The following is a 23,635-nucleotide window of genomic DNA, read 5'->3' as shown; positions in this document are numbered from 1 at the left end:
TCGACCGCGGAAACTAATGAATTCGCACATCATCCCCGAGTTCTTGTATAAATCGTTATACGATGACAAACATCGCTTTCATGCTCTGTCGGGTATTCCAGAGCAAAGCAACTCACTTGCCCAAAAAGGGGTTCACGAACCACTGCTTTGTGGAGAGTGCGAAGGGTTATTTTCAGGGTGGGAGCGATATGCCAGCTTGGCCCTGAAAGGTGGCGTGGAGCTTTCCCATCGACGGGAGGGGAGCCGGGTTTATGTTGGCGGCCTCGACTATGCCAAATTTCGCTTGCTCCAGCTTTCGGTGCTATGGCGCGCCGGAGTTTCGAGTCTTCCGTTTTTTGAAAACGTGGGGCTTGGCAAGCACGCCGAAATCCTTCGCCAGTTATTGCTGCGAGGAGACCCAGGCCGCCCATTTCATTATGGATGCTTGATGTTTGGCATCAAGGTTGAAGACGAAGCTTTTACCCAGATCATAATGCCGCCCAAGCGGCTAAATCTCGCCGGGCACATAGCGTATCGATTTGTGTTTGGTGGTTTCGTGTGGTTCTTTCTTGTGTCGAGCCACGACGCCTCGCCGCCGCTGAGCCATGCCATCCTTCGCCCCCCCTGGTGAGATGATTATCGCAATTAAAGACGCGAGAGAGATGCAAGATCTTGTTCGTTTCTCTGGAGAACTTTTTCGCTTGGGGCGTCTTTAGTGAAAATCCAGCCATCCGTTCAAAACGCTCGCGCAAGAGAGTACCCAGGCGACCATCAACCAGCAGTGCAAACGCACTGCCCGTGTCTGCCGCCGACACCATGAACCGTTGATTAAAGGCTGGTATACATCCTTCAGGTAGTGATTAACAGCCACCATCGGGCGATACCCGCCAGCGCCAATTCCTTAACCAGCCGTTTCCCCGTGAAGCAATGCCTGATGGATGCGGAACATGCGCTGATAGAGCCAAGCTACTTCTTACTCTCCGTTGGCTTCCACTCCCGCGCCAGTCGCTGCGCCTCCGCAACCTGTTCAGGAAGCATGCGATTTGCCAGTTCATCGCGCAGGGCTGCGGTTTTTTCCTGTAATTCGCCGGATTTCTGTGCGGCGGCCAGATTAAGCCACTTGTGCGCCTGAACGAAGTCCTTCGATACGCCCCGGCCATTTTGATACATCAACCCGAGGCTAAACTGGCCCCCTGAGTTTCCTTGCTCTGCGGCCTTGCGGTACCACTTCACGGCCTCGGCAAAATCCTGCGGCACATCTTGGCCGATGGCATACATCGCCCCAACACCGAGCTGAGCTGCGGCATCACCCTGCGCAGCCAACTCTTTCAGCGATTCGATTGAGTCCGCCGCCACGATCCTGGCGAAGCTCAAGAGCACAACCGCCGCCAGCCATTTCAATCTCTTCATTAAACCCCCGCGCTCGTTGCGCCTTATCTATTGACCACAATATACGGCGTGCTCGGAGGGCATGCAACACGCTGCTGCGCCCAGGCTCCTAGCCACTCTTCCCTTCTTACTGTTATGCTAGGCCACATTTAATTTGGAGGATCCAGCTATGCAAGGCGACAAAAAGGTTATCGCTTACCTCAATCAGCAGCTCACCTGCGAGCTCACCGCCATTAACCAGTATTTCATGCATTACAAGATGCAGGAGAACTGGGGCTTCAAGAAGCTTGCCGAGAAAATCCGCGCCGAAAGCATAGAGGAAATGAAGCACGCTGAGCAGTTGATGGACCGCATTCTGTTTCTTGAAGGCCTGCCCAACCTGCAAGACCTGCACAAGCTCAACGTGGGTGAAAACGTCGAAGAACAGCTCAAGCTGGACTTGGCGCTGGAAACCCAGTCCAGGCCACTGCTTATCGAGGCGCTTCAATACTGCCGCACGCAGCCAGACGATGTTTCCAAGGCACTTTTCCAGGAGTTGCTCGAAGACACTGAAAAACACATCGACTGGCTGGAGACCCAACTGGACTTGATTCAGAAAGTCGGCATACACAACTACCTGCAATCTCAAATGTAATCCACCCCTGTGGTTCAGGGTTGCGCGAGCTCCCTGACAATGCCGCACTGAACGGGCCAAGCTTTGTACACGCTTGGCCCGTTGTTTTTTAGGCTGCGGATTCGTGGCACAAAAGGTATCATTAGCCATTTTCAGCAGAGGGTGGCTATGGAGACCTTAAAATCAGGCAGTGACGTACTGTTCATCCTTCTCGGCGCGATCATGGTGTTGGCGATGCACGCAGGCTTCGCGTTCCTTGAAGTCGGCACGGTGCGCAAAAAGAACCAGGTCAACGCGCTGGTCAAGATCGTCACCGATTTTTCCGTGTCCACCATCGCCTACTTCTTCGTTGGTTACGGCATCGCCTACGGTATAGACTTCCTGCATGGCGCACAGACGCTAACAGAAAAGAACGGTTACGAGCTGGTCAAGTTTTTCTTCCTGCTCACTTTTGCCGCAGCGATCCCGGCTATCGTTTCCGGTGGCATCGCGGAACGCGCCCGGTTTTACCCGCAATTGGCGGCGACCTTCCTGCTGGTGGCGCTGATCTATCCACTGTTTGAAGGCATTGCATGGAATGGGCGCTTTGGCATCCAGGATTGGCTGATGCAACAGTTCGGCGCCAAGTTTCACGACTTTGCCGGTTCGGTGGTGGTACATGCCGTGGGCGGCTGGATTGCGCTCGGCGCCGTTCTCCTCTTGGGTGCGCGCCACGGACGCTACGGGCGTGATGGCGCGATAGCAGCGCACCCGCCCTCCAGCATCCCCTTCCTCGCGCTGGGAGCCTGGATACTGGCGGTGGGCTGGTTCGGCTTCAACGTCATGTCCGCGCAAACCGTCGAGGCCGTGAGTGGACTGGTCGCCGTCAACTCGCTGATGGCCATGGTCGGCGGCATCCTCGCGGCATTGTTCGCGGGCCGTAACGACCCCGGCTTCGTACACAATGGCGCACTGGCGGGACTGGTGGCGATATGCGCCGGGTCGGATGTCATGCACCCGATGGGCGCACTTACCACTGGCGCCATAGCCGGTGCGCTGTTCGTATGGACCTTCACCCTTACCCAAAACAAATGGAAGATCGACGACGTGCTCGGCGTATGGCCGCTGCATGGGCTGTGCGGCACATGGGGCGGCATCGCCGCAGGGATTTTCGGGATGCAGGCGCTGGGTGGCGTGGGCGGCGTTAGCCTTGCCTCCCAGATCGTGGGGACACTGCTCGGCATCACCATTGCTCTCGCGGGCGGCTTTATTGTGTATGGCGCGCTAAAGAAGCTGGTCGGTCTGCGCCTGTCCCAAGAGGAAGAGTTCAATGGCGCCGATCTCAGTATCCACAAGATCAGCGCCGAACCACGTTACGGGGATTAGCCCCTATTTGGCTGCCCGCTCAAAAACCGACCCATGACACTTGGGGCAAGGCGGAATATGGCTGGTGGCATGAAAATGCAGTTGTTTTGCGCAGTTGACGCATTGCAGCGTGCCAATGCCGGTGATCTCGCCGGTATGATAGAGCGAAGCCTGCCGGGCGCGTTCTGCAAGCAGCAGCAGCTCCAGCTTGGTCTGGTCCGCCGCTGCTGCAAACACCTCCAGCAACCGTTCTTCGATAAGCTGCAAATCAAAACGCAACCAATCCTTTAGCTCACCGCCGGTGTCAGCCAGATACGTTCCTGCATCTTCCACATCACGGACCAGATAATCGCCGATCAGCTCCGCCTCCTCGCGCGTCAGCTCGCCGATCTCAACAGCCTTTTCTTTGACTGTCTCGATAGCATGCCTGATATCCTTGTAACCAGCATGCGCCATCAATGCCTTCACCTGCCCCATCATGCGGTCATAGGCGTGGACATGTTTTTCGTCGGGCGTGTGTTTTTCCTGGGTCATTGCCATAGCCTCAAAAGTAAGAAATCTTACATTACCATAGCATGGTTAATGTATTCATGCGCCGATCTCAAAAAATGCACCTTGCCATATCAAAACCTTATAATAGCCAGCAAAACCACCCACCATAGATAGCGGAATTGACGATGGACGAGCATTACCAACCCTCCAGTTGTGAAACCCAGGCGCAACGCTACTGGGAAGAAAATCGTACATTTAATGCGATTGAGGACTCCAGCCGGGAAAAATACTACTGCCTGTCGATGTTCCCCTATCCCAGTGGGCGGCTGCATATGGGGCACGTGCGCAACTACACCATCGGCGACGTCATCTCCCGTTACCAGCGTATGCAGGGCAAAAATGTGCTGCAACCCATGGGTTGGGATGCCTTCGGCCTGCCTGCGGAAAACGCCGCCATGAAAAATAACGTCGCACCGGCCCAATGGACCTACGACAACATCGACTACATGCGCAAACAGCTCAAATCGCTGGGCCTTGCCATCGACTGGGAGCGCGAAATCGCCACCTGCAAACCCGAGTACTATCGCTGGGAGCAATGGTTGTTTACGCGACTCTTTAAGAAGGGGCTTATCTACAAAAAAAACGGCATCGTCAACTGGGACCCTGCCGATCAAACCGTACTCGCCAACGAACAAGTCATCGACGGGCGTGGCTGGCGCAGTGGCGCTCTGGTCGAAAAACGCGAAATCCCCATGTACTACTTCCGCATTACTTCTTATGCCGAAGAGCTTCTGGCCGACCTCGACACCTTGCCTGACTGGCCGGAGCAGGTTAAAGCCATGCAGCGCAACTGGATCGGCAAGAGCCGTGGCATGGAAGTCCACTTTCCGTATGCGCCCTCACCCCAACCCTCTCCCCTTACGGGAGAGGGAGCTGCCAAAGAGGTGCTGAAGGTATTCACCACCCGACCCGACACGCTGATGGGCATCACTTATGTCGCCGTGGCGGCCGAACACCCGCTGGCTACCCAAGCCGCCGCCCATAACCCCGCGCTGCAAGCATTTATCGAAGCCTGCAAAAAAGGCGGTGTAACCGAGGCAGAGCTCGCCACACAAGAAAAAACCGGCATGGCCACCGGGCACTATGTGCAACACCCATTCACAGGTGAGCGGCTTCCTGTGTGGGTCGCCAACTATGTCTTAATGGGCTACGGCGAAGGCGCCGTCATGGCGGTGCCGGCCCACGACGAGCGCGACTTTGCGTTCGCCACCCAATACGGCTTGCCCATTAAAGCCGTCATTCGTCCTGCGGATGGCGAGCTTCCCATGCCGCTCACCGCCGCCTACACTGATTACGGCCTGCTCTTCAACTCCAACGAGTTCGACGGCTTCACCTTCGAGCAAGCCTTTGACAGCATGGCTGCGGCCTTGCAAAACAAAGCGCTGGGGCAACCAAAAATCCAGTTCCGCCTGCGCGACTGGGGCATCTCGCGTCAACGCTACTGGGGCTGCCCTATTCCCATCATCCACTGCACCGACTGCGGCGATGTGCCGGTGCCTGATGACCAGCTCCCGGTGGTGCTGCCGGAGGACGTGGTGCCGGATGGCAGCGGCAACCCGCTCTCCAAAATGCCCGAATTCTATGAAACACACTGTCCGCACTGCGGCAAACCCGCGCGGCGTGAAACAGACACCATGGATACCTTCGCCGAATCCTCCTGGTACTACGCGCGCTTCGCCTCCCCCCATGCAACAACCGGCATGGTAGATGAAAAGGCTCGCTACTGGCTGCCGGTGGACCAATACATCGGCGGTATCGAGCACGCCATTCTTCATCTGCTCTACGCGCGTTTTTTCCACAAGCTGATGCGCGACGAAGGGTTGGTGGCAGGCAATGAACCCTTCGCCAAACTGCTGACACAAGGCATGGTGCTGGCTGAAACGCTGTACCGCACTCATCCGAACGGCAAAAAGGATTACTACTTCCCACACGAAGTAACCCTTGAGCGCGACAACAAAGGCCGCACCACCAGCGCCATACTCAACACCGATGGTCAGCCTGTCACAGTTGGCGGCATTGAAACCATGTCCAAATCAAAAAATAATGGCGTTGATCCTCAGGAACTGGTCGACAAATACGGTGCGGACACCGCCCGTTTATTCATGATGTTCGCCGCCCCGCCGGAACAATCCCTGGAATGGTCTGACGCGGGAGTGGAAGGCGCTTTTCGCTTCTTGAAACGTCTCTGGAAGCGCGTCGCCGAGCACCTTAGCCACGGCCCTGCGCCCGCGCTGGACGCCAGCAACCTCACCGCCGAGCAGCGTGCGTTACGTTTACAGGTGCATGAAACCATCCGCAAAACCAGCGACGATATCGGTCGGCGTTACACGTTTAACACCGCCATCGCGGCAACTATGGAACTCATCAACGCACTCTACCGCTTCGAAGACACCTCAGAACAAGGGCGGGCCACCATGCAAGAAGCGCTGGAGTCCATCGTGCTGATTCTTTCACCCATCGTGCCGCACGTCACCCATGCACTATGGCATGAGCTGGGCCACACCGATGCAATCGTGAACGCACCCTGGCCACAACCCGACCCTGCCGCCCTGGTAAAGGACAGCATCGAGCTCGTCGTTCAGGTCAACGGTAAACTACGCGGTCGCATCTCCGTGCCCGCCACTGCATCACGCCCCGAAATCGAAGCCGTGGCGCTCGCCGACGAAAACGTCAAACGCTTCGTCGACAGCAACGCGATCAAGAAAATGATTGTGGTGCCCGGTAAGCTGGTGAACATTGTGGTGACGGGCTAAATTGAGATTAGCCGCAATCGGCTAAAGCCATAATGTATATCATCTCGCGGAGGACTTGCCCGCAAATGCAATGGATTTGCGCAGCCGTTGCGCGGCCATCCCGTCGTCGTAATAACTGTCGACTCGCCCGTCCGGCAGGTATCCGGCCTTGCGGTACAGCCGTATGGCCGCGTCATTGTCGGCGCGCACCTCCAGATGCATGGTGATGCAGCCCTTTGCGGCGGCGGCCTGTTCGGCGGTTTCGAGCAAGGCACGGGCAATGCCGCGGCCTTGGCAGGCTGGATCGACCACCAGCGAGTAGACACGCGCGCCGACGGAGCGCCGACGGTAAAGAACAACGGCGTTGCCGACGACACCTTGACCCCCATCGCACACCCAAATCGCGGCATGGCCGTGCGCGAGGAGATGCCGGAAACTTTTCCGGCTGATGCAGTCGCCGGGAAATACCGTTTCCAGCCGCACCAGTGCATCCAGGTCTTCCGGCACGGCTGGACGTATTATTTCAGACATCATCGCAAAATCAGGAAGGGAAACCGCCGCCCTCCGCAAGGTGACGTAGCGTAAACTTTTCTCCGAACAGAACGGGGCGGTAGCTCATTTTTACCCTGCGTAAATTTTCAAGGCCAAGGTCGTCGCCAACATTGATATGCACGCAGTCGCGATACATTTTGGCAAACTCGCGGAACAGGAACTGCGCTGAGCCGAGGATGGCGAAGTTGGTTTTTTCGACCAGCACGCTGGCCACGGTCGAAGTAATGCGCTCGCCAAAGGTGAATCCTTCGAGCGTATCGCCGATAAACAGGCACAAGCCCTGCAAATCCAGCCGGCCATAGTGCTCTATGGCCCGCTCAATGGCCTTGCGCTCCATCTCGACGGTATAAAAGAAATCGGCGATGGCGTCCCCATTAAGGTATTTGATGCGGTTTTTCAGCCAGGTGTCCATCAGGGCGCGGATCCCTTCCCAATGCTGTGGTCCCAGCACTTCCAGCCGGTGATCGGGGTAGCTGCGCCGGAATTGATTGATCTCACCGCGCTTGGTCTTGTAGGGGTTACCCTTGAGCTCGATCAGATCCTCCGTGGAGTAAATGTAGTCCGGCAGGGCGCGCTCCACCAGCCATTGGCTGTTGGTTAGCGCGGGGAGACCATCTTCGCCACTTTCGGCATTGGCATTGATATTCAACACTGTCAGGAAGTCGCGGTAAACATACTCCACCGTACTCAGATAGGGGGACGGGTTGTAGCTGTCCATGATCTCGAAGCACACTTCCAGCGCGCGCGCCTGGCGCGACGGATCACCCAGCGGCGGCAGCAGCATGGTCAGGCAATTGCCATTGAGGCTGAACAGACAGAAGCAATCTTCAATGATCTGGTAAAAGGCGCTCATCCGCGACAGCCAGATAATGTTATTGGCGAAGGTATAATCGGAAAGAGTGACTTGGAGGTGCTGCTGATAGCGATTGAAGAGAGGTTTGACTTCGATAGTGAAGGGGCAGAGCCGGTATCCCTCAATTGCGAGATAATTTTTAGGGAAAAGTTCGTTGGACAGTACCGCGATATTCCTTACGGATGTTCGGTCGGTCTCGCTCCATTTGAGACGGCTGGCATATACGTTACTACCGGGGGGTTCGTCTGTTTGGCTGAGCATTTATGTCTCCTTGATTATAAAGTGAATACCATCGCCAACAACAGGAATGGCGTTGCGCACTATAGCGACAGCTTTCCGGCAAACCTTAGCCATGCCTGAGTCCAGCAGGCTTTTGGCATAATGCTGAACACGCCACTTGCCTTTAATAGAACAAAATGAAATGCTTGTAAAGTATTCTTTGCAAGATTCATCAAGAATCCCTGTCTCAATACGGCTACAACCTGCACATGAGCTACTTTACTAAGCGTTACCACCCGCCAGGCACCCCACCGGGCGTGCTGACTGCGGACGAATCCGCCGCATCCAGGCCGATCAACATCCGCCTCATTGATTACGATGCAACGGAATATATCGAGAAAGAAAATGTAACCTTCGAGGAATGCCTGCCTCATCTCGTCCACCCCGCCATGACCTGGATCCACCTGCACGGCCATACCGAACCGGCGCTTCTACGCAAGATCGGCGATGCGTTCGGCCTGCATCCGCTAGCCCTGGAAGACGTGCTCAATACCGGGCAACGTCCCAAGTCTGAGGCTTATGACAACCAGCTGTTCGTCGTCATGAGCCTCCCTGTGCGGCGCAACGGCTCGATTGTCACCGAGCAGGTCAGCATGTTCGTGGGCAGCAATTTTGTGGTGAGCTTTCACGACGGCCTGGAAGATCCTTTCGAACTCGTGCGCAAGCGGCTGCGCAACCACAGCGGCCACATTCGCGCGGACGGCCCGGATCATCTGCTGTATGCGCTGCTGGACGTGATCATCGACCAGGGCTTTCCGGTGCTGGAGGATGTCGGGGAATGGATAGAAGAACTGGAAGAGGAGTTGCTGGACAAACCCAGCAAACAAACCCTGCATACCATCCATCATATCAAGCGTGAACTGCTGCTGCTGCGCCGCATGTTGTGGCCGCAGCGCGAGGTGCTCAATTCGCTGCTGCGTGGCGATCACACTCTGATCCAAGAGAGCACCAAAACCTATCTGCGCGACTGCTACGACCACACTATACAGATTATGGATTTGCTGGAAACCTACCGCGACATCATGGCGAGCATGCTGGACGTTTATCTCTCCAGCGTCAGCATGCGCCTCAATGATGTCATGCGCGTGCTGACGGTTATCGCCACGCTGTTCATTCCACCCACCTTTGTCGTTGGCGTATATGGCATGAATTTCGACCATGCGGCCAGTCCGTGGAACATGCCGGAGCTTGAATGGAAGTATGGCTACCTGTTCGCCTGGCTGATCATCGTCGGCATGATGGGAGGGATGCTGGTGTACTTCAAGCGCAAGAACTGGTTTTGACGCCACAGCTAATCAAGATTGTAATCAATCCGGTACATCACCAGTATCAAAACCACCGTGCCGATGGCCAGCCATAACGGTCCAAACAACCACAGCACCAAGGGCACGGCAAGATAATAACCACGCATACCCAGCGAATAATGATTCATGCCGTGGGCCAGCATGTTTGCCACGAAAGCCGGGGTAATCAGCGGATCCCGTTCGGTGGGAATGTTAATCATGAAGCCGACGCGGTTATAGGAGCGGATGGCCAGGGTAAAGTTAAAAAATGCAAAAAAGAAGGTGACGATCAGAAACAGCAGTTTTACCAGCCATATTCCACCACTTTCATGGCTTACCCTCATTATGAGTTGAGGCGTCCCACCGATACCACCCGTGATGAATGCTGCGTTGAGTATGCCCAGGCTAATTAATATCGCGGCACTGGCCAGAAAGCTTGCCGCCATACTCCAGTTGCGTAGCGTCTGTATCGCCAGGATATCCAATTGCTTCTCCATGATGGTCTCCACCCATACGCGGCGCGTATGGGTATTCAGACCAATGGCCGTCGCCAGCGGTGTGCGGTGGATCCTATATATCAAGTGAAGGTGATACGCCACCAGCGCGACAAAGGAGAGCGTGGTAAGCCCTTGCTCTAACCAGGGGTCATCAAACATCTTCTGCGCCTAAGAGCCTGTCTGTGAATAAATCATCCCTGCGACGGGAGCCGGTTTTACGCAGGGCAAGGAAGCCTGAGTGCAGTGTGCTTGTTGCACATGAGCGAAGCGTGACGCCGCACTGCGTAAAACCGGCCCCGTCCCTCCGGGTTGCGCCCCAAAACGCGCCATGCGGCGTTGCTCGCCGCTCATTTGGCGCAACCAAACTTCGCGGCTCGCGCCATGCCTGGCGCGTTTTGGGGCGGCAACGCAGGGATGATTTATTCACAGACAGGCTCTAAACTATTCACCTGCAATCATCATTTCTTCAATCAATATCGAGCCGGTGCGTGTCCCGCCGCGCATCTCGACATCGTTGCCCACCTCGACAATGCGCATGAACATGTCGCGCAGATTCCCGGCGATGGTGATCTCCTCAACGGGATATTGAATCTCGCCGTTTTCCACCCAGAAGCCCGCCGCGCCGCGTGAATAATCGCCGGTTACGGCGTTGACACCCATCCCCATCAACTCGGTGACCAGCAAGCCCTTGTCCATGCGCCGCAGCAATCCATCCAGATCAAGCGCGCCCGGATCAATGATCAAATTATGCACGCCACCCGCATTGCCGGTGGTCTGCATACCGAGTTTGCGCGCCGCGTAGCTGTCCAGGATATAGCCCTGCAATACACCGTCGCGCACAATGTCACGCGCCTGCGTCGCCACGCCTTCGTTATCAAACGGTGTGCTGCCCAGCGCCCGTTTCAGATGCGGTTGTTCGTGGATGTGAACATGGGCAGGGAAAATCTGCTTGCCCAAATGATCCAGCAAAAAGGTCGCCTTGCGATACAACGCGCCACCACGTATCGCGCTGGTGAAATGCGACAACAGGCTGGTGGCGATTTCAGCGGCGAAGATCACCGGGACCTGGCAGGTGGGCAAGCGGCGCGCATCGAGACGGCGCAGGGTGCGTTGCGCGGCACGCCGCCCCACCTCCGCCGCCGCCTCCAGCTCCGCGCTGTCGCGCGCCACAGTGAACCAGTAGTCGCGCTGCATCCCCTCACCCTCCCCGCCAATCACCGCGCAGCTCAGGCTGTGCCGTGTGCTGGGATAGGCGCCGATGAAGCCGTGGCTATTGCCGTACACCCGGTAGCCTTGGTGGCTGGAGACACTACCGCCCTCGGAATTGGTGATGCGCACATCCATGCCGCGCGCTGCATTCTCGCATTCAATTGCCAGCTCGATGGCCTGCTCGGCGCTGATACCCCACGGGTGGCACAGATCAAGATCGGGAACTTCGCGCGCCATGAGCGCTGCATCGGCCAGGCCCGCATACTCATCTTCTGCGGTATATTTGGCGATACTGCACGCCGCCCGCACCGCCTCGCGCACCGCCTCGGGCGTGAAGTCCGATGTGCTCGACGAACCCTTGCGCCCGCCAAAATAGACCGTAACACCCAACCCCTTGTCGCGGTTATACTCGATGGTTTCCACCTCACCCAGACGCGCCGTCACCGACAAGCCGGTTTCAAGACTGACGCCCGCCTCCGCCGCACTCGCGCCCTGCGCGCGCGCCTCGGCGAGGATGTCGCGCACCAGGTCTTCAAGCTGGGCATTGCTCGGGTTGGTGTTGCTGGAAGGCGTGATCTGTGACATTGTGAATACTCTCTCGAAGCTGAATTAAGAAACCATATTGCCTTTATGATAGACGACGATACAAGCCCCGAAGCAAAAAGCAAATCCCAGCTCAAACGGGAGGCCAGCGCTCTGCAAGAACTGGGCGAGGCGCTGGTGAAATTGAATGCCAGCCAATTCAAGGCTATGCCTCTGCCGGAACACCTGCGTGCCGCCATCGTTGCCGCGCGCGCCATTACGGAGCACGGAGCACACAAACGCCAGTTACAGTATATCGGTAAATTGATGCGCGATGTTGACCCCGCGCCGATCCAAAAGGCGCTGGATGCGTTCAATAACCGCAGCCAGCAAGCCACCACGCAATTTCACCAGCTGGAACGCTGGCGCGACCGCTTACTGAGCGAAGGTGACACCGCGCTCAGCGAATTTCTCACAGAATACCCCGGCGCCGACAGCCAGCAGATCCGCCAGTTGCTGCGCAATGCGGCTCGCGAGGTCACGGCCAACAAGCCCCCGGCAGCGGCGCGGGCGTTGTTTCGGTATTTGCGGGAGGTTTCGGCCGTGGACGGGACGGAGGAAGAGGAGAAAAATCAGTAGGAGGGCATGGATACAACCAAATTCCAGCTTTTCACTGACAGGAACGTCTCGCCCTCCGACTTCGCATCCCTTATGGGCGCGGTCGGGTGGGGCGAGGATTCCTCCTATGAGACGGCAGCGGTTAAAAACGCCTTTTCTGCCGCAGCATTCGTGACCCATATCCGTGAGCTACTTGAACGCATTGAACGACGGTGTGTTCACTGCGTTCGTCGATGGGGTCGTTGTTCATCCTTCCGTCCAGCGCAGGGGCATTGGCAAAGCACCGCTGCACGCCGCCGAGACGTATTTCGTTGGCATCCCTTTGTACGTCATGCCCTTTGAGGACCAGCAAGAATTCTTCCGGAAACAGGGGTATTCGGCAACCAGACATGCGATGTGCGCATTATCCATCTGAATGGGGTGATGCAGCTCCGATATAGGAAGGCTGCAAATGCCGGCGAAACTGTTCGTAGCTGAACAGATTTCGTGGGGCCGAATAGCGATCCGGCGTGCGACGTTCTCCTGCCTGGGTTGCTTTACCTCCGACGCACAAGGAAGTGTGTGTATGCCGTCATCGCCACGATTCCAACTGCCGTTTTTAGGTTAAACTGTGCCCCTTTTCCCGGCGACTGTCCTTCCGTGCAACTTCAATTCGATGTCCTCTCTGCCGCGCTTGACGCGTGCATGCTTGCCGATCAACAGCCGTTGCGCCGCCGTCTTGACCGGCTGTGCCGCGACCATGCCGCAGGGCGGTTGAACCAAGGGGCCTATGCAGGCCTGAGCGCTTCAATAGACGCTTCGAGAGATCGCCGCGCACGACGGCTGGCGGCCTTGCCGATACCGGAATTCCCCGAAGATCTACCCGTCAGCGAACAGCGTGAAAAGATCGCCGCAGCAATCCATGCGCATCAGGTGGTGATCGTGTGCGGCGAGACCGGTTCGGGCAAGACCACACAATTGCCCAAAATCTGCCTGTCCTTGGGCAGGGGAGCGGCGGGCTATATCGGCCACACCCAGCCGCGGCGCATTGCGGCACGCAGCGTGGCAATGCGCATCGCTCAGGAACTGCACAGCGAATTGGGTGGCTTGGTGGGTTACAAGGTGCGCTTTCACGAAAAGACCAGCGATGCGGCTTGCATCAAGCTGATGACCGACGGCATCCTGCTCGCCGAGACCCAGGGTGACCCAAACCTCACCCAGTACGATACCATTATCATTGACGAGGCCCACGAACGCAGCCTCAACATCGACTTCCTGCTCGGCTATTTCAAGCAACTGCTGCCCAAGCGTCCCGATCTCAAATTGATCATTACCTCAGCTACCATCGACCCGGAACGCTTTGCCCAGCACTTTACCGACGCTCCCATTATCACGGTGAGTGGCCGCAGCTATCCGGTGGAGATGCGTTACCGTCCGCTGCTGGCCGAAAACGAAGACCAGCAAGACCGTGACGTACAGCAGGCGATCCTCGATGCCGTGGACGAACTATCGCGCCTGGGGCCGGGCGATATCCTGATCTTCCTGAGCGGCGAGCGCGAGATCCGCGAGACGGCGGAAAACCTGCGCAAGCACCATCCGCCCCACACTGAAATCCTGCCGCTCTATGCGCGCCTCAACGCCGCCGAACAAGAGCAGGTGTTTCGCCCCCACACTGGTCGCCGTATCGTGCTCGCCACTAACGTGGCCGAGACCTCGCTTACCGTACCGGGCATCCGTTATGTCATCGACCCTGGCCATGCGCGCGTCAGCCGCTACAATCCGCGCACCAAGGTGCAGCGCCTGCCCATCGAGCCAATCTCGCAAGCGGCAGCGGATCAGCGCGCGGGCCGCTGCGGCCGCGTGAGCAGCGGTGTGTGCATCCGTCTTTATTCTGAACAGGATTATGAGCTGCGGTCACGCTACACCGATCCCGAAATCCGGCGCGCCAATCTGGCGCAGGTGATTTTGCAGATGAAGGCGCTGCGATTACACGAGATCGAGCACTTTCCGTTCATGGATCCGCCCGACTCACGTCATATCAAGGACGGTTATCAGACGCTGATTGAGTTAGGCGCGCTGGATGAACAGCGCCACCTCACCGAACTGGGCCGCCAGCTCGCCAAGCTCCCCGCCGATCCGCGCATCGGACGCATGATCCTCGCGGCGCGCGACGAACACTGTCTGAGCGAGGCCTTGATCATCGCGGCCGCCTTGAGCATCGCCGATCCGCGCGAGCGTCCTTTGGAGTCTCAACAACAGGCCGATACCTGCCACCGTGCTTTCAGCGACGAGCGCTCGGACTTCCTGAGTTATCTCAGGCTGTGGGACGCCTACGAAGAACAGGCGCGCCACTTGTCCCAAGCCAAGCTGCGCCGCTGGTGCGCTGAGCGCTACCTGTCTTATGTGCGCATGCGCGAGTGGCGCGACATCCATACCCAGCTTTATACCGTGGCCAAGGAAATTGGGCTGCGCCTCAACGACATCCCCGCCGATTATGCCGCCATCCATCGCGCGCTGCTGGCGGGGTTGCTTGGCAATATCGCCGTCAAGGGCGACGATCGCGAATACCTGGGGGCGCGCAACACCAAGCTTGCGATTTTTCCCGGCTCTGCACTCCACAAAAAACCGCCCAAGTGGATCATGGCCGCCGAACTGGTGGAGACCGCGCGCCTCTATGCCCGCACCGTGGCGCGCATCGAACCCGAGTGGCTGGAGCGCGTCGGCGCGCATCTGTTGCGGCGCAGCCATTTTGAGCCGCACTGGGAGAAGGGCAGCGCCCAGGTGGTGGCCTACGAACGTGTCGTACTGTTCGGCCTCACTGTGGTTGAAAAACGTCGTATAGTCTTTGGCCCCATTGATCCGGTAACGGCGCGCGAGATCTTCATCCGTGCCGCCTTGGTCGAGGGCGAGTACCGCACCAATGCGCCGTTCTTCACGCACAACCGCGATTTACTGACGGAAGTCGAGGAGCTGGAGCACAAACAACGGCGGCGTGATCTTGTCATCGACGAGCATCAGCTCTATGCATTTTACGATGCGCGCATTCCTGCGGGGATCTATAACGGCCCGCTGTTCGAACGCTGGCACAAGGAACAGGAGCGCACCAATCCGCGTCTGCTGTTCCTGACCCGCGAAGATCTTATGACTGAGGGCGCGGTGGCCGCGAGCTCGGAGCAGTTTCCTGCGCATCTGGAGCTGCAAGGCCTGCGCTTGCAGTTGGAATACCGCTTCGAGCCAGGCCATGAAGAAGACGGCGTCACCGTTATCGTCCCCGTCTCGGTGCTTAACCAGCTCCAGCCCGCCCGCTTCGATTGGCTGGTGCCTGGGCTGCTGCGCGAAAAGGTCACAGCGCTGCTGAAGTCCCTGCCGCAAGGACTGCGCCGCCACTTCGTACCCGTGCCCAACTATGCCGACATCTGCCTGCAAACCCTGACACCTGGCACGCCAACCCTGATTCAATCCATCACTGCCATTCTGGGCAAAATCACAGGAATAGAAATTCCCGCCGAGGCCTGGCGCGCGGATGCGCTACCCGCGCACCTGCGCATGAATTTCAAGGTGGTGGACGCTAACGGCCAGGTGATTGCCATCGGCCGCGACCTGGCCAAGCTGCAACAGGGCCATCGCGCGCAGGCCCAGGCCGCGTTTGCCGAATTGCCGCGCAACACCTTCGGCCGCAGTGGGATTACCGCCTGGGACTTCGGCGAGTTGCCTGAGCAGATCGAATTCCAGCGCGATGGCCTGACCCTCATCGGCTACCCCGCCCTGGCCGAGGAAGGTGATGCCGTGGCATTGCGCCTGTTCGATACCCGCGAGGCCGCACACCACGCCATGCAGCGCGGCCTACTGCGCCTGTACATGACGCAACTACCACAACAAATCAAATATCTGGAAAAGAACCTGCCCGGACTGCAGACCATGTGCCTGCACTATGTGCCGCTCGGGCGTTGCGAAGAACTCAAGCAAGATCTGGTCGCTGCCGCCGTTACACGCGCCTTTCTCGACACTAGCCTGCCGCGTACCCAGCAAGCCTTCGAGCAACGCAAGGAACAAGGCAAGGCACGCCTGCCCACTCTCGCCAATGAGATTTGCACCTGCATCCAGGCTACACTCGCCGAATATGCAGCGATACAAAAAGGCCTCAAGGCCCCGCTACCACCCGCCTGCCAGCCCGCATTGACCGACATCAAGGACCAACTGCAACGCCTGATCTACCCAGGTTTCGTCACACGAACCTCCTGGCCGCGACTACAGCACCTGCCGCGTTACCTCAAAGCCACCCGCCTGCGCCTGGAAAAACTGCCGCGCAACCCCGCGCGCGATCAACAGCTTCAAGGTGAACTCGCGCCCCTCTGGCAAACATACTGGCAACATGCTTCTGCTGCCACTCTGGAGGAATACCGCTGGCTGCTGGAAGAGCTGCGGGTATCGCTGTTCGCGCAAGAACTCAAAACAGCGGCACCTGTCTCGGCGAAGCGGTTGCAGAAGATGTGGCAGGAGCTGCAATCGCAGAAGGTCTAGCCCTTTTTCAGGTTCTTCGTGCTCGCAAGGCTCAGTATCACCGATGTCGCCAAAATTGCCGCGACCACACCCAGCGCAAGCAGCACAGGGATTTTATATAACTCCACGATCAGCATCTTGACGCCAATGAACATCAGCACCAACGCCAAACCGTACTTAAGCAGATGAAAGCGCTCGGCAACATCGGCCAGCAGAAAATACATGGCGCGCAGGCCGAGAATGGCGAAGATGTTTGAGGTGAAGACGATAAACGGATCTTCCGTCACCGCGAAAATCGCCGGGATACTATCCACGGCGAATATCAAATCGCTAAACTCGATCAACATCAGCACCAGAAACATTGGCGTGGCGTAACGGATACCTTCCTTCATCACGAAGAATTTTTCCCCATGATATTCGTTGGTGATTTTCATATGGCTGCGCATCCAACGCAGCAAGGGATTCTTCTCCAGGTTCGGCTTTGCGTCGGCGAAGAAAAACATCTTGATGCCGGTAACCAGCAGAAACATTCCGAATAAATATAAAATCCAGTGGAATTTTGCGATGAGCATCGCACCGAGCAGGATCATCACCGCACGCATGATAATCGCCCCCAGCACACCATAGAGCAGCACGCGGCGCTGGTATTCGGGGGGCACGGCAAAATAGCTGAAGATCATCAGGAAGACAAAAATGTTGTCGACTGCGAGGGATTTTTCGATCAGATAACCGGTGAAAAACTCCAGCGCCTTTTGGTTGGCGATTTCCCGCCCCATCTGACCATCGAGATACCACCACAGCGCGCCATTGAAGATCATCGCCGTAGATACCCAGACGATGGACCATCCCAGCGCCTCCTTCACAGACACCTTGTGCGCGCCCTGCCTACCGAGCAGAAACATGTCCACCGCCAGCATCACCAGCACAAGGACAATAAAGCCCGCCCACATCCACCAGGAACCGATCGACTGCATCTCCATGCTATTTCACCTTGTGTATTTTGTTTGCTGCACTGTGATTAACGCAGAGCGTAACGATAATCAAATCGTTGCATAAGTAAAAGTCAACAATATCTATCTATTGTATAAGGTTTTGTTATGTATGGCGCGGCAAACACCAGGCATCGCGCAAGTTTTTCCCCTATCGCACCTCGCCAAACGTTGCCGCCACCCAGTCCCCCAGGTAATGGGTCATGACAATCACTGCAACGGCAATCGTCAGGTGCTCCATCACCACCTTGATCGGTTTTTCGCCGACCGCCCGCGCGATGGCATAACTCAGAATACAGATCAGACTTAATCCCCAGACGACAGCGGCGATGATGGCAGTGGGTAGATCCAACAGCAGGACAGGCACCAGAAAGGTAAGGGCAAACACCGCTTTCGACGCTAATGTTGCCAGCGTCGCCTCCCATACCTCGCGCGCGGAGGATTTGTTCTTGTATTCCTCGGAGACATGCACCCCCAACGCGTCGGAGAAGGCATCGGCTATCGCTATGGTCAAAACTCCGCCCATCACTGCCAGTCTGGAATGAGTGCCGGAATGCAGACCCACCATCAGCCCAAGCGTCGTTATGACCCCGGAAATCAGACCGAAGGTAAAACCCGCTTTTAAAGACTCTTTCACCGGCAAACTCCTATATCTTCAGAACATGACGGTAAATCACCCGCCTTCTCGCAGACCTGACCACGTATATATAAGCCATCATATTACACGGCCAGCCGTATTAAAAAGACCAGCCGGGAATTGGGACGATAACGCAAAAGGGATAGAAAGACGCCCTGAATCGGTCTACTATTCAGTTTAATGGCCGGGCGCTGACAACAACCAGCCCCGCCAGATTGGCTCATCGCCACTTTTACCGTCAGGATGACGAAAGCATAAGGGATCGCACTGTTGACTACGGAGCTGCTAAAACCACTGGATATCGTTAATGCATACCTGGAGGCGGCGATAGCTTTCGATTATGCGCGTGCCCGTACTTATCTTGCCGATGAGGGCTTTCACTACGTCACCCCATTAAATGAATTCGAATCTGCCGACCAATTTATTGCTTATGCCGAACTGGCGTCACCCATTGTGCAGCGGGTGGAGTCGCGCAAAGTTTTTGTAAACGGCGATGACGTTTGCCATATTCTCAACGTCACTTCTCAGATCTCGGAAAAGCGTTCAAGTACGCTGGTGTTTTGGGCTAATGTCCAGGATGGAAAAATCAAGACACTAGAGATGATCTTTGATGCGCATGAATATAAGATGTTACTTGTGCTGGATGAATAGTGCCGCAATCCCATAGGGCGCGCTGCGCCACGACACAACGGCATCACAACGCCCATAAAACCTCGGGGCACGCTGTTAAATCACGGTAGCGAGGTAGCCCGGAAGGAGTGAAACGGATTCCGGGGTTATTCGTCAAAGGAATCCCCCTGGGCATGATCGCCCGCCCAGTCAAGCGGGTACACACCCCGCGCCGCATAGCGGTGAAATGTGGAATACGGCCAGTCCGCCACGCGCGTGACATGCCCATGTTTCACGGGATTCCAGTGAATGTAATCAACGTGTTTTTCAAAATCCCGGTCGTCGCGGATGGTGTGTTCCCAATAGCGTCGTTGCCAGAGATCGTACTCACCCTTGGCATTGCGCCGCGTGACCACCCCCGCCGCTACGGCGCATCGCGTAAACCGGCTTTTCAACAGGCGTATCCGCCCCGGATAGTCGTCATCCCCCGGCGGCAGTGTCCACAGCGCATGAAAATGTTCCGGCAGCACCACCATCGCCGCGATTTCAAACGGACGTGCGCGCACCACCGACGACAACACCTTGCGTAGATCATCAATCCGATCCACCAAGATCGACGACGACCGATCACGCAATGTGACCGTAAAGAAATAGGTCCCACCGGGAACCCGATTGCGCCGATACATGACCATCGACAGAGTTTAACCGCATAATGAGCAACCATGCAGCCCCGATGAAGCGAAGCGTAATCAAGGGCGGCGCTGGCTCAGACAACCGAAAACCCCGGATTTCATTTCATTCCATCCGGGCTACTTGCTATCCAGTTTGATGAGCGGATGCCGCAACATTAATGAATTCCGTTTACACAAAATTCAGGACACACCCATCCTACCGCGCTACAGCTATCCACTATTTTGCGACAAATACCCTTCGATACATTTTGCTAACGCTGGCAAATCGCTATTAGCCTTAAAACCAAAGCTGGGGTCATTCTCCGCTAGCATTGTCAATATTTCTGTATCACTTCTATATTCACCAGCGTCTTCCAAATCTTTGACACGTTTCGGTACCAACACCCAATTTCTACCACTGAAATATAAAACCCAATTTACATTACCTAGGAAAGATTCGACTGCCATCGTAATCGCACTTTCGGCTAATCTTATATCATCGGCCGCCATTACATCAGCGTCATATCTCCAAATAATTATTGGTGGGTACTGATTTTGATCAGGGCTCTTTAACGCACCGTAACGAAACCATGCAAGCACAAAAAACCGTTCTAATACATCGATGATTTCTCTACCTGTCATTTGATGGTTGCTCCGGGATTCAAACCATTGATCATTTGCTGCCAGTCACCTTTAGGTACCGGAGAACTGCTTAAACGTGGATCGTAGAGATATTTCCCATCAGTAAACACTTCGTGATACTTAAATCCTCCGCCGACCTTTCCGTATTCAAGAAGGTTTAAATCGCTTCCATTTGCTCCAGTCACCCTCAAAATCTTTCCATTTCCACCGGATGCATTAAACAATTTTTCTGCTATCTCAGAACAATCAGTTCCACTACAGATCCTCATGTTATTCATTTGTTCTACAAGAGATGCATTTGGTGGATGCGCAGAATTCGCAGCTCTAAACGGTTTATCGATTCCGGGTATTCCCTTTGCAACCCCCGTCGAAAGCACCCGCCCCTCTGTCGCCAAGATGGGAGGGATGCTATCAGACGCCATTCCCAGTATAAACAGCCCGGTAGACAGCGTGTTCCACAATCGGCCAAGTATGGTACCGGAGGATGGGAAGGAGGCGGCGATAGAGTCGCACGTTCCCTTGCCTGCGCAATATGAAACGTAACCCGTTTCAGTTCCAGCCAGATCAACGAGCGTACCTGGGTTATTCTCAACATAGGTGTAAAGATTCAACCCCCCCTCAAACCCAATCGGATCCGCCTGGAGGAAACGCCCAATGGCTGGATCATACACCCGCGCGTTCATGTGGATCAAACCCAGGCCGTCGAGGTGTTCGTGGCCGGTGTAGCCGTGGTGGGTGGTTGCGCCTGCGATGGGCGCGGTGGCGTCGAGCCAGTTGCCTTGGCGGCGCTTGCCCCAGGCGTCGTAGCTGAAGCGTTCTGCTAACGCGCCGGTTTCGTTGGTAATGGCATCCACCGAGCCGAGGTGGTCTTTGTGCAGGTATCGGGTGCTGCTGGTGTTGTCGCTACGCGTGGTGTAGAGGGCGATGGGGATGTTGCCGGCGTAGAGGTAATGGCGGTGTTCGATGAGGCCGCTGGCTTTGGTGGTTTTTTCGTAATGAATGCCGTCGTCCCAGCGCGGGTTGAGGTAGACGGTGGTTTCGCCGCCTGCCACCTGGGTGGCGCGGGCGTGGTCGGCGTCGTAGGTGAAGGTGGACGTCGCTGTGCCTTGGGTGATGGCGCTGGGGAGGTTGAAGGAGGTGTAGGCGAAGCTACGGCCGCCGCCGGTACGCAGGTTGCCGTTGGCGTCGTAACTGTAGCTGCCGATCAACGCACCGGCTTTTTTGATACTGGTGACGGCGTGGGGACCGGCGGGGGTGGTTTCGCCGTAGAGATATTGATCCCCCATGTCGGATTTGGCGGTGATGTTGCCGTCCGCCGAATAGGCATAGCTCTTGGACGCGGGGCCGGTGACGCTGGTGAGGCGGTTGAGTTCGTCGTAACCGAAGCTTTCGGTGAGGCTCTGGACGTTGTCCTTGCGCGAGGTGAGGTTGCCGGTGGCGTCGTAGGCATAGGCCAGGTTTTGGATGGTGCTGCCGGTGGCGATGCTCTTGACTCGGCCCAGGGGGTCGAAGCTGCGTGTGGTGGCGAGGCCGTTGCCCAGCGCTTCCTGGGTGATGCGGCCTTCTGCGTCGGTGGTGAAGCTGTTGTAGACGGTGAGGCGTTGGACTTCGCAAGCTCAGCACCAACCCACCGCATTTAATAGGGTACGGCGCCCGCGCACATCATAGACCATGAAGGTCTCGCGGCCAGCCGGGTCTTTGATATACTGGGGATCTCGCAGCAAACCATGATTCACTATGAGGCGGGACGGCAGCGGATCGCGGTGGCACCAAGAGCCTGGAGATTACCGTCGAGGGGCGGCTCGAAGACGGCTAAGAGTAAGTGCGGCCCCGCCTCAACACTGGAGAAACAGATCGAGCAGATCAGCCAGCTGCCACGGGCCAAGCAGAAGTTTGTTTTGTAATGGAGATGCTAGCAGCCTGTCGGACTTAGGGGATCGTAGCGGGAGAGCGAGGACAATTTTCCGCTATTTTGAGGAAAATAGCTGGCACTATTCGACAAAAAATGGCGGAAAAGTGGGCCGCTCTCCCACTTTCGCAGTAGATTCGACCTAAGTCCGACAGGCTGCTGGATACCGTGATTCAACAAGCGTCGTGAGGAGAGATCATCATGCAAACCGTTAAACAGATCATCCAGGACGTCGTCGATCACCTGCCCGAGCAGGCCACTTTTGACGATGCTATGCACGCCCTCTATGTGCGCCAGAAGCTGGAGCGTTCGCTCCAGGCGGCTGAAGAGGGCAAGATCACCTCGCAGGAGGAGATGGAAAAGCGATACTTGAACCATGCGCGTTGAGTGGTCTGAATAACGCGCGCGACGATCTCGATGACATCGTGCATTACATCAGCCGCGACTCGGCGTTTTATGCTCAGCGTTTCGGTGAAAAGGTCGTGCTCGCTACCCGGCGGCTCGGGGACTTCTCGGAAAGCGGGCGCATGATTCCAGAGGCCGAGGACAAAACTCTGCGGGAAATTATCGTGCAAGGCTATCGCGTGATGTACCGTCTGGAGCCGAACCGCGTATTGATCCTCGCCGTCATGCACGGCAGCCGCGATGTCGCGGGGCGGGAGAAGAAGCCGTGGGAGGATGGATAGAAGTGCGGTGGATGGGTAAAGCGTAAGGAATTGATCGAATGGATGATCATCAAGTATGAATCGTGGCGCCGGAACAAGGCCGCCGTTTAACGCACAGAGGTAAGCTATGGAACAGATCGTTAATTTACATATTGAACACTTGCCGGAAGGCGTCTACCTGGCGACATCCGATGACATTCCGGGCTTGGTGGCTCAAGGGCGCACCGTGACCGAGACCTTGGAAATCGCCCGCGATGTGGCCAAGAAACTTCTGGAAGCGCAAGCCGAGCGCCAAGGCGCCGTCCACCTCAAAGAAACCGAGGACTCTTTCGATTACCCGCTGGTGGTGAGCGGCTAATGGGACGACTGGCAGGCTTTCGTTACCGCGAGATCGTCAAGCGGTTAAAACAGTTGGGGTTTGAGTTCGACCGCCAGGCGGCGGGTAGCCATGAAATCTGGTTCAACCCACACACCAACTGCTACACGACCATTCCCAATCATCCCGGCGATATGCCGGAAGGGACGCTCCGGGCCATTCTCAAGCAGGCGGGGGTTGAGACGGAGGAGTTTTTGAGCAAGTAGCCCGGATGAAGCAGAGCGCAATCCGGGGAA

Annotated in this window: 25 protein-coding genes; 14 read left to right on the top strand and 11 right to left on the bottom strand. The window is 56.5% G+C overall.

What is annotated here, in order from left to right; all coding sequences use genetic code 11:
- Window positions 1–16: 16 nt before the first annotated feature.
- Window positions 17–610 (top strand): hypothetical protein, encoded by a 594-nt coding sequence (locus tag M3A44_04520; protein MEQ6340920.1) that lies wholly within the window; start codon window positions 17–19, stop codon window positions 608–610.
- A gap of 335 nt (window positions 611–945) precedes the next feature.
- On the opposite strand, the gene M3A44_04515 is transcribed toward M3A44_04520, so the two are convergent.
- On the bottom strand, window positions 946–1,389 hold the full coding sequence (locus M3A44_04515) for a sel1 repeat family protein (protein MEQ6340919.1): 444 nt from the start codon (window positions 1,387–1,389) through the stop codon (window positions 946–948).
- 148 nt (window positions 1,390–1,537) lie between these two features.
- Here M3A44_04515 and bfr point away from each other — a divergent pair, with 148 nt between their 5' ends.
- Together bfr and M3A44_04505 are read left to right on the top strand one after the other, a co-directional pair.
- Window positions 1,538–2,002, top strand: a complete 465-nt coding sequence (gene bfr, locus M3A44_04510; GenBank protein ID MEQ6340918.1) for a bacterioferritin — start codon at window positions 1,538–1,540, stop codon at window positions 2,000–2,002.
- Between the two features lie 147 nt (window positions 2,003–2,149).
- The gene (locus M3A44_04505; protein ID MEQ6340917.1) at window positions 2,150–3,346 is read left to right on the top strand and encodes an ammonium transporter; all 1,197 of its coding nucleotides are present in this window, start codon (window positions 2,150–2,152) and stop codon (window positions 3,344–3,346) included.
- Window positions 3,347–3,349: 3 nt separating this feature from the next.
- Here the strand turns inward: M3A44_04505 and M3A44_04500 are convergent, their stop codons facing one another.
- Entirely contained in the window at window positions 3,350–3,859 is a 510-nt protein-coding gene (locus M3A44_04500; GenBank protein ID MEQ6340916.1) for a zinc ribbon-containing protein, read from the bottom strand.
- Between the two features lie 143 nt (window positions 3,860–4,002).
- Here M3A44_04500 and leuS point away from each other — a divergent pair, with 143 nt between their 5' ends.
- Window positions 4,003–6,630 carry a leucine--tRNA ligase gene (leuS, locus tag M3A44_04495; protein MEQ6340915.1) on the top strand — a complete coding sequence of 876 codons (2,628 nt, stop codon included), beginning with the start codon at window positions 4,003–4,005 and terminating at the stop codon, window positions 6,628–6,630.
- Between the two features lie 39 nt (window positions 6,631–6,669).
- On the opposite strand, the gene M3A44_04490 is transcribed toward leuS, so the two are convergent.
- Both M3A44_04490 and M3A44_04485 read right to left on the bottom strand, forming a co-directional pair.
- On the bottom strand, window positions 6,670–7,143 hold the full coding sequence (locus tag M3A44_04490) for a GNAT family N-acetyltransferase (GenBank protein ID MEQ6340914.1): 474 nt from the start codon (window positions 7,141–7,143) through the stop codon (window positions 6,670–6,672).
- Between the two features lie 7 nt (window positions 7,144–7,150).
- On the bottom strand, window positions 7,151–8,275 hold the full coding sequence (locus tag M3A44_04485) for a phosphatidylglycerol lysyltransferase domain-containing protein (GenBank protein ID MEQ6340913.1): 1,125 nt from the start codon (window positions 8,273–8,275) through the stop codon (window positions 7,151–7,153).
- 227 nt (window positions 8,276–8,502) lie between these two features.
- Between M3A44_04485 and corA the strand changes: the two genes are divergently transcribed.
- Window positions 8,503–9,576 carry a magnesium/cobalt transporter CorA gene (corA, locus tag M3A44_04480; GenBank protein ID MEQ6340912.1) on the top strand — a complete coding sequence of 358 codons (1,074 nt, stop codon included), beginning with the start codon at window positions 8,503–8,505 and terminating at the stop codon, window positions 9,574–9,576.
- An 8-nt stretch (window positions 9,577–9,584) separates the two neighbouring features.
- Here corA and M3A44_04475 read toward each other — a convergent pair whose 3' ends face one another.
- Window positions 9,585–10,232, bottom strand: a complete 648-nt coding sequence (locus M3A44_04475) for a DUF599 domain-containing protein (protein ID MEQ6340911.1) — start codon at window positions 10,230–10,232, stop codon at window positions 9,585–9,587.
- Between the two features lie 282 nt (window positions 10,233–10,514).
- Entirely contained in the window at window positions 10,515–11,867 is a 1,353-nt protein-coding gene (pmbA, locus tag M3A44_04470) for a metalloprotease PmbA (protein MEQ6340910.1), read from the bottom strand.
- Window positions 11,868–11,912: 45 nt separating this feature from the next.
- Between pmbA and M3A44_04465 the strand changes: the two genes are divergently transcribed.
- The 3 genes from M3A44_04465 (at window position 11,913) to hrpA (ending at window position 16,922) form a co-directional block, all read left to right on the top strand.
- The gene (locus M3A44_04465) at window positions 11,913–12,443 is read left to right on the top strand and encodes a DUF615 domain-containing protein (GenBank protein ID MEQ6340909.1); all 531 of its coding nucleotides are present in this window, start codon (window positions 11,913–11,915) and stop codon (window positions 12,441–12,443) included.
- A gap of 163 nt (window positions 12,444–12,606) precedes the next feature.
- Window positions 12,607–12,837 carry a GNAT family N-acetyltransferase gene (locus M3A44_04460; GenBank protein MEQ6340908.1) on the top strand — a complete coding sequence of 77 codons (231 nt, stop codon included), beginning with the start codon at window positions 12,607–12,609 and terminating at the stop codon, window positions 12,835–12,837.
- Window positions 12,838–13,106: 269 nt separating this feature from the next.
- Complete coding sequence (gene hrpA, locus M3A44_04455) at window positions 13,107–16,922, top strand: ATP-dependent RNA helicase HrpA (GenBank protein ID MEQ6340907.1); 3,816 nt, start codon at window positions 13,107–13,109, stop codon at window positions 16,920–16,922.
- On the opposite strand, the gene M3A44_04450 is transcribed toward hrpA, so the two are convergent.
- On the bottom strand, window positions 16,919–17,875 hold the full coding sequence (locus tag M3A44_04450) for a TerC family protein (GenBank protein MEQ6340906.1): 957 nt from the start codon (window positions 17,873–17,875) through the stop codon (window positions 16,919–16,921). The two genes, hrpA and M3A44_04450, sit on opposite strands and share 4 nt — an antisense overlap.
- A 166-nt stretch (window positions 17,876–18,041) precedes the next feature.
- The gene (locus M3A44_04445; GenBank protein MEQ6340905.1) at window positions 18,042–18,527 is read right to left on the bottom strand and encodes a hypothetical protein; all 486 of its coding nucleotides are present in this window, start codon (window positions 18,525–18,527) and stop codon (window positions 18,042–18,044) included.
- Window positions 18,528–18,797: 270 nt separating this feature from the next.
- Here M3A44_04445 and M3A44_04440 point away from each other — a divergent pair, with 270 nt between their 5' ends.
- Complete coding sequence (locus M3A44_04440) at window positions 18,798–19,178, top strand: nuclear transport factor 2 family protein (GenBank protein ID MEQ6340904.1); 381 nt, start codon at window positions 18,798–18,800, stop codon at window positions 19,176–19,178.
- A 125-nt stretch (window positions 19,179–19,303) separates the two neighbouring features.
- Here M3A44_04440 and M3A44_04435 read toward each other — a convergent pair whose 3' ends face one another.
- From M3A44_04435 to M3A44_04425, 3 genes are all read right to left on the bottom strand, one after another.
- Entirely contained in the window at window positions 19,304–19,828 is a 525-nt protein-coding gene (locus tag M3A44_04435; GenBank protein ID MEQ6340903.1) for a transposase, read from the bottom strand.
- Between the two features lie 210 nt (window positions 19,829–20,038).
- Window positions 20,039–20,449, bottom strand: a complete 411-nt coding sequence (locus tag M3A44_04430) for a hypothetical protein (GenBank protein ID MEQ6340902.1) — start codon at window positions 20,447–20,449, stop codon at window positions 20,039–20,041.
- Window positions 20,446–21,657 (bottom strand): hypothetical protein, encoded by a 1,212-nt coding sequence (locus M3A44_04425; protein MEQ6340901.1) that lies wholly within the window; start codon window positions 21,655–21,657, stop codon window positions 20,446–20,448. Before M3A44_04425 ends, M3A44_04430 begins: the two co-directional genes overlap by 4 nt.
- 30 nt (window positions 21,658–21,687) lie before the next feature.
- On the opposite strand from M3A44_04425, the gene M3A44_04420 reads away from it, so the two are divergent.
- The 5 genes from M3A44_04420 to M3A44_04400 all read left to right on the top strand — a co-directional run bounded on the left by M3A44_04420 (window position 21,688) and on the right by M3A44_04400 (window position 23,605).
- Window positions 21,688–22,089, top strand: coding sequence for a hypothetical protein (locus M3A44_04420; GenBank protein MEQ6340900.1), 402 nt, complete (start codon window positions 21,688–21,690; stop codon window positions 22,087–22,089).
- Window positions 22,090–22,559: 470 nt separating this feature from the next.
- Window positions 22,560–22,745, top strand: a complete 186-nt coding sequence (locus M3A44_04415) for a hypothetical protein (protein MEQ6340899.1) — start codon at window positions 22,560–22,562, stop codon at window positions 22,743–22,745.
- Window positions 22,742–23,044 carry a type II toxin-antitoxin system RelE/ParE family toxin gene (locus M3A44_04410; protein MEQ6340898.1) on the top strand — a complete coding sequence of 101 codons (303 nt, stop codon included), beginning with the start codon at window positions 22,742–22,744 and terminating at the stop codon, window positions 23,042–23,044. Before M3A44_04415 ends, M3A44_04410 begins: the two co-directional genes overlap by 4 nt.
- Window positions 23,045–23,150: 106 nt before the next feature.
- Window positions 23,151–23,381 (top strand): DUF1902 domain-containing protein, encoded by a 231-nt coding sequence (locus M3A44_04405; GenBank protein ID MEQ6340897.1) that lies wholly within the window; start codon window positions 23,151–23,153, stop codon window positions 23,379–23,381.
- Window positions 23,381–23,605 carry a type II toxin-antitoxin system HicA family toxin gene (locus tag M3A44_04400; GenBank protein ID MEQ6340896.1) on the top strand — a complete coding sequence of 75 codons (225 nt, stop codon included), beginning with the start codon at window positions 23,381–23,383 and terminating at the stop codon, window positions 23,603–23,605. Before M3A44_04405 ends, M3A44_04400 begins: the two co-directional genes overlap by 1 nt.
- Window positions 23,606–23,635 lie beyond the last annotated feature (30 nt).

The organism is Gammaproteobacteria bacterium, assembly GCA_040183005.1.
Classification (GTDB): Bacteria; Pseudomonadota; Gammaproteobacteria.
This window is presented reverse-complemented; position numbering and strand designations above follow the sequence as displayed.